Source organism: Sinorhizobium sp. BJ1 (assembly GCF_002531555.1).
Taxonomy (GTDB): domain Bacteria; phylum Pseudomonadota; class Alphaproteobacteria; order Rhizobiales; family Rhizobiaceae; genus Sinorhizobium; species Sinorhizobium fredii_B.
The window spans coordinates 1-12,366 of record NZ_NWTH01000004.1 but is presented as its reverse complement, the minus strand read 5'-3'; the positions used below and the strand labels follow the sequence as shown (position 1 = coordinate 12,366).

Sequence of the window (12,366 nt, the reverse complement as noted above, 5' to 3'; positions counted from 1 at the left end):
TCGGAATTCTTCCACGCCGATCGAACCCGCGGCGGACCCGGCCGCGGCGTTCACAAGCTCCTCGCAATGTCTCGCCGACAGCGGTTCGGGCCTTTGCGAAAAGCAAAGGCCCGGCGCTTGCACGCCGGGCCTCGCTCGCTGTTAAGCGTCGGAACGAAACTATTCGTTCTGGAAGTAGCTGAACTTGCCGTCTTCACCCTTCTTCCAGGTATACATGACGTAGTCCGGGCGGGTGATGTCGCCCTTTTCGTCATAGCCGAGTTCGCCGATTGCGGTCTTGAACGGACCCTTGGCCTTGATCGCTTCGGCAACGGCCTGCGGATCGTTGCCTCCGGCGGCCTTGGCAGCATCGGCGATCACCTGCATGGCGGCATAGGAATAGAGCGTGTAAGCTTCCGGTTCGAAGCCGGCAGCGCGGAACTTCTCGACGAGTTCCTTGGAGGCCGGGTTCTTGCGCGGATCCGGAGCGAAGGTCATCAGCGTCCCATCGACGGCGTCACCGGCGATCGAAGCCAACTCGTTCGAAACAATGCCGTCGCCCGACATGAACGTTGCCTTCAGGCCCTGGTCCTTCATCTGACGCATGATGAGGCCGGCTTCCGTGTGCAGGCCGCCGTAATAGACGACCGAGACGCCGCCTTCCTTCATCTTGGCAATGAGAGCCGAGAAGTCCTTGTCGCCGATGTTGATACCTTCGTAGAGAGCCTCGGTGAGGCCGGCTTCGTTCATTGACTTCTTGGTTTCGTCGGCAAGGCCCTGACCATAAGGAGTCTTGTCGTGAATGACGGCGATCTTGGCGTCCTTGAAGTTGGCCGCGAGGTAAGCGCCGGCAACTGCACCCTGCTGGTCATCACGGCCGCAGGTGCGGAACGTGTTCCACATGCCGCGTTCGGTGAACTGCGGGTTGGTCGCAGACGGAGTGATTTCAAGGATGCCGTTCTCGGCATAGACTTCCGATGCGGGGATCGAAACGCCCGAGTTGAAGTGGCCGACCACGAACTTCACGCCGTCGGCAACGAACTTGTTGGCGACCGAAATGCCCTGCTTCGGGTCCGAAACGTCGTCGCCGAGCACAAGCTTGATCTGTTCCCCGTTGATGCCGCCTGCAGCGTTGATGTCGGCGGCTGCCTGCTCCGCACCTTTCTGGAGCTGGGCGCCGAATGCGGCGTTCGGGCCGGTCAGCGGACCAGCGACGCCGATCAGGAGATCGGCCCATGCGGTGCCGCTGAAGGCGACCATTGCCGTCAGCGCCACAGCCGACAGAAGAGACTTTTTCATTTTGTTACTCCCAAATATTCGAGCGGGTCTCGTTTCATAAGCCTGCGCAATGCCCACCATAATCGCGCCGGTGTTCCTTCGCACCGGCCGCACCCGACCGGCACGCGCTGTTCCCTTATTTGGCCTTCCAGGAGAAAGGTGAGGTCTTCTCGTAGAGCCAGTAGTACATGTTCGACATCTGCTTGGTCCGGTAGTACCGGTAACCGGCGGTAGCAAACAACAAAAGCACGAGCGTGTCTACGATATAGTACTGCGGGCTGAACATCGTGCCGCCGAAAAGCGCATGGTGCACGAAGCGGATAGCAAGCCCCAAAAGGGCCACGTAGACGAGCAGCCGCGGAACCTCTCCCCAGCTTTCCGCGACGCTCTTGCCGGTCCGCCATGCAGTCCAGCCGCCGAGGACGCAGGTGATGAACAGAAACTGCCAGATGGAGGCTTCTTCGTAGAGAATTCCTTGCATGTCACTTAACTCCAGCGTGCATCAATGCCGGCCGCCTTCGAGATAGGCTGCGCGGACCTCCGGATTAGCGAGCAGCTCCTTGCCCGTTCCGCTCATCGTCACTCGGCCGTTGACGAGGACGTAGCCGCGGTCGGAAAGCTTGAGCGCCCCGAAGGCGTTCTGCTCGACCAGGAACACGGTGAGGCCCTCCTGCTTGTTGAGCTTCTTGATCGCCTCGAAAATGCCCTTGACGATCAGCGGCGCGAGGCCGAGCGACGGCTCGTCGAGCAGCAGGAGCTTCGGTCGGGCCATCAGCGCCCGGCCGATCGACAGCATCTGCTGTTCACCGCCGGAGAGCGTCCCGCCGCGCTGAGCCTGCCGCTCCTTGAGCCGCGGGAAGAGCGTGAAGACCTTTTCCACGTCGTCCTTGAAATGCTTCAGATTGTCGAGGCTCGCGCCCATCTGGAGGTTTTCAAGCACGGTCATGCGCGGGAAGATGCGGCGGCCTTCCGGCGACTGGGCGATCCTGAGACGGGCAATCTCGTGGGTCGGCATGCGCGTGATGTCCTGCCCTTCGAAGAAGACCGAACCCGTGCGCGCCTGCGGCTTGCCGCAGATCGTCATCATCAGCGTGGACTTGCCGGCGCCGTTGGCGCCGATCAGCGCAACGATTTCTCCACGATGGACTTCGACATCGACGCCGTTCAGCGCCCGGATATTTCCATAATAGGTCTCGACGCTTCTTACATTCAGCAGCGGAGCAGTCATGGCTGGGTGCCTCCCTGCTCGCTTTCGATTTCTTCGATCTGTTCGATCACCTCTTCAACCTCTTCGTCCTCGACGCCCAGATAGGCCGCGATGACCCTCGGATCATTCTTCACGAAATCCGGATTGCCGTCGGAAATCTTCTGTCCGTATTCGAGCACCACCACGTGGTCGGAGATTTCCATGACCACGGACATGTCGTGCTCGATCAACAGGATGGATGTGCCGGTGTCGCGGCGAATGGTCTGCAGCAGGTTGTTGAGAGCGGCCGATTCGCGCGGATTGAGGCCCGCTGCCGGTTCGTCGAGGCAAAGCAGCTCCGGTCCGGTACACATGGCGCGAGCGATTTCGAGCCGCCGCTGGGCACCATACGGCAGGTCACCAGCCGGATCGTCGGCACGATCGATGAGCGACGCCATCTCGAGCCAGTGGCGGGCGAGGTCGATCGAGTCCTTGGAAGCCTGGCGGTAGGCCGGGAAGCCGAGCAGGCCGAGGATGGTGTAGCCGGAAGCCAGCATCAACTTGTTATGCTGCGCCACCAGCAGATTTTCCAGAACCGTCAGGCCCGAGAACATCCGGATGTTCTGGAACGTGCGCGCCACCTTGGCGCGCTTGGTGATTTCGAAATCGGGTAGACGCTCCAGCAGGAACTCATCGCCGGACTTCTGCCGCATGGTGATCATGCCCATCGTCGGCTTGTAGAACCCGGTGATGCAGTTGAACACCGTCGTCTTGCCCGCCCCATTCGGGCCGATCAGCGCGGTGATCTCGCCGCGCTCCGCCTCGAAGGAGAAGTCGTTGATGGCCATGAGACCGCCGAAGCGCATAGACAGGCGCTCAACCTTGAGAATGGGGTCTTTTGTCATTGTGCTCGTCTCGAAGGTCATCAGCCATGCCCTTCCTTGGTGAAGCTGCCGGAGACCGCCCTGCGTTCGCGCAGGAAGGCGGTCGGTTCGCGCGATCCGACGAAGCCACGCGGCTTCCAGACCATGACCACCACCATGGCAAGCCCGAAGATCAGCATGCGATAGAGTTCAGGCGTGAAGTTGGGCCCGAAGATCATCTTCAGGAAGGTGAGTTCGCGTAGGATCTCCGTACCGCCGATCATCACGACCGCAGCGACGAAGATACCGGTCAAAGACCCCATGCCGCCGAGCACGACGATGGCAAGGATGACGGCCGACTCGAGGAAGACGAAGGATTCCGGTGATACGAAGCCCTGGCGCACCGCGAAGAACGAGCCTGCAAACCCGCCGAACATGGCGCCCGTGGCAAATGCAGTCAGCTTCGTGGTCGTCGTGTTGATGCCGAGCGAACGGCAGGCGATCTCGTCCTCGCGAAGCGCTTCCCAGGCCCGACCGACTGGCATGCGGCGCAGCCGGATGGTGACGAAGGCCGTCAACAGCGCCAGGCCAAGGATCAGGTAGAAGAGGAAGATCTTGTAGTAGGCCGAAGAGATCGGAAGCCCCATCAGCGCCGCGAAGCCGTCCTTCGAGGCATCGAACTTGATGCCGAACAGTGTCGCCTTGGCGATGCCCGACACGCCGAACGTGCCCTTGGTAACCTCGGTCCAGTTGATCAGCACGAGGCGGATGATCTCACCGAAAGCGAGCGTCACGATCGCCAGATAGTCGCCACGCAATCGTAGTACCGGGAAGCCGAGGACCACGCCCCAGCAGGCGGCGAGAAGGCCCGCGACCGGCAGCAGCACCCAGAAGGACAGGCCTAAATAGCTGGAGAGCAGCGCATAGGAATAGGCACCGACCGCATAGAAGGCCACATAGCCGAGGTCGAGCAGACCGGCGAGGCCCACCACGATGTTGAGACCCCAGGCGAGCATCACATAGATCAGGATCTGTACGCCGAAATTGTCGACCCATTTGAGCGAACCCTGGATGCCAAAAAGCGCGACGATGACTGGCGGATAGAGCACAAGCGCGAGGATCGCGATCTTCGAGAAGTTGCGGCTGAAGAAGCTCTCCTCCTTCGCCACCTCTGGAGCAGCGGCCTTGACCGCCTTGCGTTGAGCGAGCCATGGCTGCACGTAGGCAACCATGAGGAAGCGGCCGACCATGGCGGTGATCACGAAGATCGCCAGCAGGCCCCAGCGCTGGTTGAGGATTAGCTCGTTGCGGATGTTCTGATCGGTCTTGAGACCGACGAACAGCACGAACAGCCCAAGCGTGATGAGCCCCGAGAAGACAGCCTCGCGCAGGGCCCGCGCCGTCAGCTCACTGCCGGCGCTTGCAGTCGTAGATGCAACATTTGCCATGGAACTATACCTTCTCGACTTCCGGTCGTCCGAGAATACCCGACGGCTTGAAGATCAGGACGATCGCGAGAATGGAGAAGGTCGCGACATCCTTGTAGTCGATTGTGAAATAGGCCGACCACAGCGACTCGATGAGGCCGATCAGCAGTCCGCCGAGAACGGCGCCCGGCAGCGAGCCGATGCCTCCGAGAACGGCGGCCGTAAACGCCTTGACCCCCGGAGCGAAACCGTCGGTGAAGACGACAACGCCGTAATACATGAGATACATGGTCCCGGCGACGGCAGCGAGCGCCGCACCCATGATGAAGGTCACCGAGATGGTCCGGTCGACGTCGACGCCGAGCAGCGCCGCCATCTTGCTGTCCTGTTCGGTGGCGCGTTGTGCCCGGCCGAGCGGCGTCCGGTTGACGATGTACCAGAAAACCGAAAGCAGGATCGCAGTAATGACGACGATGACGATCTGCTTCAGGGAGACTGTGATCCCGAACAGCTCATAGACCGACGAGACGAGCGGCGGGATCGGCTTGTTGCGCGGACCCTGCGTCACCTGGATGAAGTTCGACAGGACGATCGACATGCCGATCGCAGTAATCAGCGGCGCCAGACGGAAGGAACCACGCAGCGGACGGTAAGCCACCCGCTCGATGGTCCAGTTCCAAAGTGCCGCCGTCAGCATGCCGACGATCATCATAAGCAAAAGCGCCAGTACAACTGGTATGCCTGCCATGAATGTTGTGAGAAGCAAGAAGACAATCAATGCGGCAAAGCCGCCTAGCATGAATATATCGCCGTGGGCGAAGTTAATCATGCCGATGATGCCGTAGACCATGGTATAACCGATCGCGATCATACCATAAATAGACCCAAGCGTCAGCCCATTGACGAGCTGCTGGATGAAATACTCCATCAATCTTCCCCTGGACCGGATCCTGATGGTCCGATCTCTTTTTATTAGTTTTCGTTCACAAGCGTACTCTGAGCCGATTTCATACCTCTTTCAAACGAAAATGAAAGTCAAAAATCGCGCGACCCGCAGATTCTTCCGAGATAAAATCGATTTGACGCTTTTCGTGCCAAGAAAATCAAAAATTTTGCAGCCTTCGCACCAAAAATGATCAATTTTCGGCGCGGAAATCAGAAAAGCGCGGCGTCTGCGTCATCAACCTATGAGAAAAAAATATGACTCTCCTGGTACTAATATCCAGTTGATTTGGCCCGAAATCATCGTGATCTAGGATCTACGGCTATACGTCCGAATCGAGCCGCGGCACCTCAGAGAACAGGGACGATGTTGGAAGCATTAGAAAGATCGGCGCTTGCGGCCGGGCGGGCGATCATGGAAATCTACAATACCGGCCCAGCCGTGACCTACAAGGCGGACACCTCGCCGGTCACCGACGCCGATTATCGTGCCGAGCGCATCATCCTTGACGATCTGGCCACCGCCTTTCCCGACATACCGGTCATCGCCGAGGAAGCCGTTGCCGCCGGGCATGCCCCGCACATCGCCGGCAAGCCATTCTTCCTCGTCGATCCTCTCGACGGCACCAAGGAATTCGTCGAGCGTAACAGCCACTTCACGGTCAACATTGCGCTTATCGAAAACGGCGCTCCGGTCGCAGGCGTCGTCCATGCGCCGGCACTCGGAGTGATCTATGCGACAAGCGGCGGAGTGGCCTTCAAGGCAACAGTAGAAGACAACCGGATATGTGGCTCATGGCAGCCTATCGGCTGCCGCAAATGCGGCGATCGGCCACTCGCTCTGACGAGCCGCTGGCACAACAGCGCCGAAACGCTCGTCTATCTCGCCGAACACCGCATCACCGACCATGAGGCCGTCGGCTCGTCGCTGAAGTTCTGCCTGCTGGCCGAAGGCTACGCCGACATCTATCCGCGCTTCAGTCGCACGATGGAATGGGATACCGCCGCCGGCGATGCGATCCTGCGGGCGGCGGGCGGGGAAACGTTGGCGATCGACGGCGGGCCGCTTGCCTATGGCAAGCGCAACCAGCCAAACGACAGCGACTTCGCCAATCCCTGGTTCATCTCGCGCGGCACGGCGTGAATCGCCGCTCGACTTCAAGGATTTCCCGGACGGAAAGCCGCCGCGATGAGACTGCTGAGACTGCCTTCGCTGAAAGGCTTTTCGATCCGCGGAATATCGCGGAGATGACCGGGCAGGGCCAGCAAATCGCCGTAGCCGCTGGTGAACCCGAAATTGATGCCCCGTGCGATCAGCGATTCGGCAACGGCGAAGCTCGTCTCGTCGCCGAGATTGATATCGAGAATGGCGAAGTCGATCGGATGAGCGCCGACAATTTCCATCGCCTTCTCAGTTGTGGTGGCGATGTGCACGCTCGTGACGCCGAGCGCCCCGAGGATTTCCTCCATATCCATGGCGATGAGAAAGTTGTCCTCGACAACGAGCACCGATCTGATGGTCGGCGAAATCTGATTCATCATCTATTTGCATCCTCGGTCCCCTCGTTCTACCGCGACCGGACCACATTGCGCACCCTAGGCCAGACGGAGAAGTATGGCATTTAAGAAAGACATGTCTCGCTCCTTTGAAACAGCCAGTTCCGGAAATCAAATCAGCGGCCTTTTCGTTTCCTTGAACCCCTCCCATCCGGCCAGCGCCAACAAGCCGCCGATGTCGAGGACATTGCACCCTCCTTCGGCCCAGCGAATGAGCTTGAGCGCGGCCAGCTTCCTCAGTGTCTTGTTGGTGTGGACGATCGACAGGCCGAGCGTGTCGGCAAGATGTTGCTGGGTGATTGGAATGGCGACGCGGCCGCCACGGAACAGTTCCAGCACCTCCGCCCTCTGATAGAGAAAGGCGAGGAGATAGGCCGCCCGTTCGAGCGCCGAGCGCCGGCCGATGCTCAAGAGGTTTTCGTCCAATATGCGCTCCTCGCGGGCGGCAATCCAGGTCAGGTCAAAGGCAAGTTCGGGATGGCGCCCGTAGAGCTGACCAAGCCTGCTTCGCTTGAAGACGCACAGGGTAACCGGCGAGAGCGCTTCGATCGAGTGCTGCATCTCGCCCATGAGGCTACCCTGCAGCCCGACGATATCGCCGGGCATCACATAGTTCAGTATCTGCCGGCGTCCGTCGTCCAGCATCTTGTAGCGAAATCCCCAACCGGAGAGCACAGTGAAAAGATGCTCGCTTGTCTCGCCTTCGGCAAGGATGGTCGCGCCGCTTTCGACGGTCTGCTCTCCGATTTTGAAGTCCGATACAAAGGCGAGTTCCTCTGGCGTGAACGGACGGAACACGTCGAGCGGCCGCAGGGGACAGTCCTGACAGGGTGTGCCTTTGCCGAACTTGCCTTCAACAGCCATGGAATGTCTCGCGGCGGGGGGAACGCACTCACTCAGCGACCGAACAACAGGATCGTGCCTCGGAGAACCATCGGCGCCCATCCCTCATGGACTTGTGCGCCACCGGGCCCTATGTCTCCTCGATCGTCCGTCGCAAGCAGGATTGTGAACCATGTTGTCCTATTCCGCCATCGCCAAAAACAATGTCGCCGTCGTCACCGGCGCCGCCTCCGGCATCGGACTTGCCGCAGCAATGCGTTTCGCCGATCGCGGCATGAAGGTCGTGCTTGCCGATCTTGCCGGCGAGCGGCTGCAGGCGGCGGCGGCGAAAGTGGCGAAGTTTGCTCCGGGCGGGGCCGCCGATGTCGCTGCGATCGCGACGGACGTCTCCCGGGCCGACGAGCTTGTCGCGCTGGCGCGCGCCACGCGCGAGCGATTCGGCCATGTGCATGTGCTGATGAACAATGCCGGCATTCAGCCCGGCAGTTCGACGTTCGGGCCACTGGAGAACTGGGAAGCGGTGATCGGCGTCAATCTCTGGGGCGTGATCAACGGCTCGCGCATTTTCGCGCCTGCCATGATCGCGCATGGCGAGCCCGCGCTGATCATCAATACCGGTTCCAAGCAGGGTATCACTACGCCGCCCGGAGATCCGGCCTACAACGTCTCGAAAGCCGGCGTGAAAGTTTTCACCGAGGCGCTGCAGCACGAGTTGCGCAATAGCGAGAACTGCAAGGTCAATGCGCATCTCTTGATACCCGGCTTCGTCTACACGGCGCTGACCGCGCATGGCCGCACGGAAAAGCCGGCCGGTGCCTGGACGCCGGAGCAGACGGTCGATTTCATGCTGGAGAGCCTCGCCAGTGGCGATTTCTACATCCTCTGCCCCGACAATGAGGTCGAAAGGCCCACGGACGAAAAGCGCATCCTGTGGGCCGCCGGCGATATCGTCGAGAACCGCCCTCCCCTTTCGCGCTGGCACCCGGAGCATGGCGAGGCTTTCCGCGCCTTCCTCGCCGGAAAACGGGATTGAACGACGTTCCGACTTGATCGATCTTCAAGCATGAACCGCCACGGACGGCGGCAGGAGGCTAAGACCGTGCCCAGCGGCATCCACCACATCACGCTGATCAGCCACAAGGTCCAAGCGAATGTCGACTTCTATGTCGGATTCCTCGGCCTGCACCTCGTCAAGCGAACCGGCGGCTTCGAAGATCCCAATCAATTGCATCTCTTCTATGGGGATGCGTCGGGATCGCCCGGCTCGCTCGTTTCCTTCCTGATCTGGGAGGATGGTTCGCCGGGGCGCGTCGGCTCCGGCCAGCCGAGCGAGATCGCCTTCGCCATCCCGGCGGAAAGCATCGGCTTCTGGCTGACGCGCGCGCTGCAGTTCAACGTTCAGATAACCGGACCGGCGCAGGAGTTCGGCGAACCCGTGCTGCGGCTCAAGGATCCGGATGGGGTGATCGTCAAGCTGGTCGGCACCGATGCGCTCGCCGAGCCGGCGCCCTGGGCAAGCCGGGACATTCCGGAAGCGGACTCGATCCGGCGCTTGCGCGGAGCGACCGTGCTGACCGAAAAGCCCAAGGAGACGGCGCACTTTCTTCGCAGTCATTTCGGCTATCGCGAGGCTGCCGCGACGGATACGATCCATCGCCTCGTCTCGTCATCCGGCGATGTCGTCGACGTGCGCGACGCGAGTGGCTTCTGGGCCGCCGCGCCCGGCACCGGCACGATCGATCATATCGCTTTCCGCGCCCTGGACGAGGCGACGGTTCTTGCCGTGCGCGCCGATCTTGAGCAGGAACACGCCGGCGCCACCAACGCGCATGACCGGAAGTATTTCTTCTCGCTTTATGTGCGCGAGCCGGGGGGCTCGCTGTACGAGCTTGCCACGGACGGCCCCGGCTTTGCGATCGATGAACTTCCGGACGCGCTCGGTTCGAAGCTCTTCCTGCCGCCGCATCTCAGCAGCGATCCCGCCGCGACAGTGGTGCGGCTGCCGCAATTCGCGCTGCCGGGTGAACCGCGGCTGACGCTTCGCGAGCTGCCCTTCGTCCACCGCTTCCATCACCCGGAGCGGATGAACGAACGGACCTTCGTGCTGCTGCACGGCAGCGGCGGCAACGAGACCGATATGCTTCCCTTCGGCCACCAGCTCGATCCGCGCGCGACGCTCATGGGCGTGCGCGGCCGCAGCACCGAGGAGGGATTTCCGCGCTGGTTTCGCCGCTTGTCGATGACCAGCTTCGACCAGCGCGACATCCGCTCGGAAGCGGAAGCCTTCGCCGCCTTCGTCGAAGAGGCGCGCGAGGGCTACGGGCTCGACCTCGCGAGGACCGTGTTCATCGGCTATTCGAACGGCGCAAATTTGCTGGCGGCCGTCATGCTCCTTCACCCGGGCGTCATCAGGAATGCGGTGCTGATGCGGGCGATGGCGGCTCTCGAGGATGCGCCGAAGGCCGATCTGGCGGGCACGAACGTCTTGATGCTGACCGGCAAGGACGACCTCTATGGCAAACATGCGCCGCAGTTGAAGGCGGAATTGCAGGAAAGCGGCGCGAATTTCGAGGCGGTCGATCTGGACACGGGACACGGCATCGGCCCGGAAGACGTCGCTGTCATTCGGCCGTGGCTCACGGAAACCGGGCTTTGACCATGGCGATGCGCACTCCTCGTTCGCAACAGCGTCGCGACCGCGTGCGGCGCCGAATTAGCGGAATGAATATGGCGGGCTCGGGGACCGAACGAGGCAAAGGTGAGAGGGACATATCACGCTCGCTGGTAGCAAGAATGTACGCGGCGATAAATTTCTGGATGCAGTGTTAACGACAGGCCGAAAGCTCTCCAGTATAGATAAATGCTCGATGGATGAGCATGCGACGATCATAAGAGACCAGGCTAGGCTTACTCCGTTTTGCATTAAAGTAGTAATCAGAAAGATTAGTTTTCTAATTTATCAAAAATGTTAAGAAGTTAACAAAGTATAGGGATTGCCCAAGCCGCTGACACGTTTAAGAAGCGGTTGACGGGATTCAAAATAAATTTGGCAAAGTATTACCGGACCGCTGCTTGAACGCTGTCCGGGGAGGAGCAGGCGTGTGTAGAGTAATTTCGCCCGATGAGGGCGCGCCGGCTTTGAACACGGGGAAGCCGGCCTGGGCTGGCCGGTTTTCAACACCCTTCCTAAACGCGATCTGCATCGCGACGAATTTCTCCAATCCCCGACGGTACAGCCACTCTGGACGCCCTTGCCCGGAATTCTCCGGGAGTCACCTGGGTTTGCGAATACGGAATTCAGACGCCTTTTGCGCGTGCGCGCGAAATCTTGAAACAGCAGCATATCAGGTCGACGGCCGGACCGTGGAGGGAAAGGCCGCCGCTATCTATCAAACTTGAAATCACACGACCCGAGCAGGGCACCCAAAGTAATGGAGAGGGCTTATGGCGACGCAGACCACAGGTGGTGGGAGCACTACATCCTTCAACAACGCTCCGCAGGCGCAGGGCGACACCTATGGATGGACTGAAGAGCAGCTGCTGGCGTCCGGAATCTACGATGCGGCTACCTGCACCATCGCGCTGAACGTGATGTCCAACGATCTCGGCGGCAAGGCGAAGACTCTCTGGTCGATCGACGACGGCGGCTCGAATTTTATGAGTGAGCTGTTGCAGAGCAATATCACAACAGGCTGGGAGAAGACCGCCGAAGGAAACTGGATCCGAATCTACAGCGGAAAGATCGAATTCAGGATCGATAACGGTTCCAATTCGCCTGAGAATGCCCGGAGCGTGGATTCGCTGACCGAGGGCGAGTCTATTCAGGACTCTTTCTATTATTCCATCCGGCTATCCAATGGCACGCTCAGCTACGCCAAAGTGACGCTGGACATCGTCGGCCAGAACGACGCGGCAGCGATCGGCGGCACGTCCGCAGGGTCCGTGATCGAAGCAGGAGGCACGAGCAATGGCGACCCCGGTTCGGCGACTGCCGCCGGCACACTGAACGTCTATGATGTCGATACCGGCCAGAAACATTTCCAGGCGCCTCAAGAGAATGCGCTCGACGGCACCTACGGCCGCTTCAGCTTCGACGCGACGACGGGGGCGTGGACATACGTGCTCGACAACGCGTGCGCGGCGACGCAGGCACTGACCGCCGGCCAGGTGGTAACAGAGACGCTGACGGTGTGGTCGGCCGATGGTACGGTCAGTCGAGACGTCGTGGTGACCATCACCGGCAGCAACGACCAGCCGGCGGTGTCGGCGGCGGTCGCGGCGAGCCGCGGCG

The 12,366-nt window shown here is 60.5% G+C and carries 12 protein-coding genes; 4 read left to right on the top strand and 8 right to left on the bottom strand.

Going from position 1 to position 12,366, the window contains the following annotated elements; all coding sequences use genetic code 11:
• Nucleotides 1-159 precede the first annotated feature (159 nt).
• From CO676_RS06130 to CO676_RS06105, 6 genes are all read right to left on the bottom strand, one after another.
• Nucleotides 160-1,278, bottom strand: a complete 1,119-nt coding sequence (locus tag CO676_RS06130; protein ID WP_014765598.1) for a branched-chain amino acid ABC transporter substrate-binding protein — start codon at nucleotides 1,276-1,278, stop codon at nucleotides 160-162.
• A gap of 115 nt (nucleotides 1,279-1,393) precedes the next feature.
• A complete protein-coding gene (locus CO676_RS06125) occupies nucleotides 1,394-1,738 on the bottom strand; it encodes a DUF6867 family protein (RefSeq protein WP_014765599.1) in 345 nt (114 codons plus the stop codon).
• Between the two features lie 21 nt (nucleotides 1,739-1,759).
• The gene (locus CO676_RS06120; protein ID WP_014765600.1) at nucleotides 1,760-2,485 is read right to left on the bottom strand and encodes an ABC transporter ATP-binding protein; all 726 of its coding nucleotides are present in this window, start codon (nucleotides 2,483-2,485) and stop codon (nucleotides 1,760-1,762) included.
• Nucleotides 2,482-3,369 (bottom strand): ABC transporter ATP-binding protein, encoded by an 888-nt coding sequence (locus CO676_RS06115; protein ID WP_097519963.1) that lies wholly within the window; start codon nucleotides 3,367-3,369, stop codon nucleotides 2,482-2,484. Before CO676_RS06115 ends, CO676_RS06120 begins: the two co-directional genes overlap by 4 nt.
• On the bottom strand, nucleotides 3,369-4,754 hold the full coding sequence (gene livM / locus CO676_RS06110; protein ID WP_014765602.1) for a high-affinity branched-chain amino acid ABC transporter permease LivM: 1,386 nt from the start codon (nucleotides 4,752-4,754) through the stop codon (nucleotides 3,369-3,371). Before livM ends, CO676_RS06115 begins: the two co-directional genes overlap by 1 nt.
• 4 nt (nucleotides 4,755-4,758) lie before the next feature.
• Nucleotides 4,759-5,661, bottom strand: coding sequence for a branched-chain amino acid ABC transporter permease (locus CO676_RS06105; protein ID WP_014765603.1), 903 nt, complete (start codon nucleotides 5,659-5,661; stop codon nucleotides 4,759-4,761).
• 381 nt (nucleotides 5,662-6,042) lie between these two features.
• Between CO676_RS06105 and cysQ the strand changes: the two genes are divergently transcribed.
• Nucleotides 6,043-6,819, top strand: a complete 777-nt coding sequence (gene cysQ, locus CO676_RS06100; protein WP_097519962.1) for a 3'(2'),5'-bisphosphate nucleotidase CysQ — start codon at nucleotides 6,043-6,045, stop codon at nucleotides 6,817-6,819.
• Nucleotides 6,820-6,833: 14 nt separating this feature from the next.
• On the opposite strand, the gene CO676_RS06095 is transcribed toward cysQ, so the two are convergent.
• Entirely contained in the window at nucleotides 6,834-7,217 is a 384-nt protein-coding gene (locus CO676_RS06095) for a response regulator (protein WP_014765605.1), read from the bottom strand.
• A 126-nt stretch (nucleotides 7,218-7,343) separates the two neighbouring features.
• A complete protein-coding gene (locus CO676_RS06090) occupies nucleotides 7,344-8,096 on the bottom strand; it encodes a Crp/Fnr family transcriptional regulator (protein ID WP_041414602.1) in 753 nt (250 codons plus the stop codon).
• 151 nt (nucleotides 8,097-8,247) lie between these two features.
• Here CO676_RS06090 and CO676_RS06085 point away from each other — a divergent pair, with 151 nt between their 5' ends.
• From CO676_RS06085 to CO676_RS06075, 3 genes are all read left to right on the top strand, one after another.
• Complete coding sequence (locus tag CO676_RS06085; protein WP_014765607.1) at nucleotides 8,248-9,108, top strand: SDR family NAD(P)-dependent oxidoreductase; 861 nt, start codon at nucleotides 8,248-8,250, stop codon at nucleotides 9,106-9,108.
• Nucleotides 9,109-9,174: 66 nt separating this feature from the next.
• Nucleotides 9,175-10,731 (top strand): VOC family protein, encoded by a 1,557-nt coding sequence (locus CO676_RS06080; protein WP_097519961.1) that lies wholly within the window; start codon nucleotides 9,175-9,177, stop codon nucleotides 10,729-10,731.
• 788 nt (nucleotides 10,732-11,519) lie between these two features.
• Nucleotides 11,520-12,366: VCBS domain-containing protein (locus tag CO676_RS06075; protein WP_210202617.1), on the top strand; the 847-nt coding region annotated here is incomplete at its 3' end.

Excerpts from the sequence above, each read along its gene's own strand:
- livM (WP_014765602.1), bottom strand. The coding sequence starts at position 4,754 with ATGGCAAATGTTGCATCTACGACTGCAAGCGCCGGCAGTGAGCTGACG.
- CO676_RS06095 (WP_014765605.1), bottom strand. The coding sequence starts at position 7,217 with ATGATGAATCAGATTTCGCCGACCATCAGATCGGTGCTCGTTGTCGAG.
- CO676_RS06085 (WP_014765607.1), top strand. The coding sequence starts at position 8,248 with ATGTTGTCCTATTCCGCCATCGCCAAAAACAATGTCGCCGTCGTCACC.
- CO676_RS06130 (WP_014765598.1), bottom strand. The coding sequence starts at position 1,278 with ATGAAAAAGTCTCTTCTGTCGGCTGTGGCGCTGACGGCAATGGTCGCC.
- CO676_RS06090 (WP_041414602.1), bottom strand. The coding sequence starts at position 8,096 with ATGGCTGTTGAAGGCAAGTTCGGCAAAGGCACACCCTGTCAGGACTGT.
- CO676_RS06125 (WP_014765599.1), bottom strand. The coding sequence starts at position 1,738 with ATGCAAGGAATTCTCTACGAAGAAGCCTCCATCTGGCAGTTTCTGTTC.
- cysQ (WP_097519962.1), top strand. The coding sequence starts at position 6,043 with ATGTTGGAAGCATTAGAAAGATCGGCGCTTGCGGCCGGGCGGGCGATC.
- CO676_RS06115 (WP_097519963.1), bottom strand. The coding sequence starts at position 3,369 with ATGACCTTCGAGACGAGCACAATGACAAAAGACCCCATTCTCAAGGTT.
- CO676_RS06105 (WP_014765603.1), bottom strand. The coding sequence starts at position 5,661 with ATGGAGTATTTCATCCAGCAGCTCGTCAATGGGCTGACGCTTGGGTCT.
- CO676_RS06120 (WP_014765600.1), bottom strand. The coding sequence starts at position 2,485 with ATGACTGCTCCGCTGCTGAATGTAAGAAGCGTCGAGACCTATTATGGA.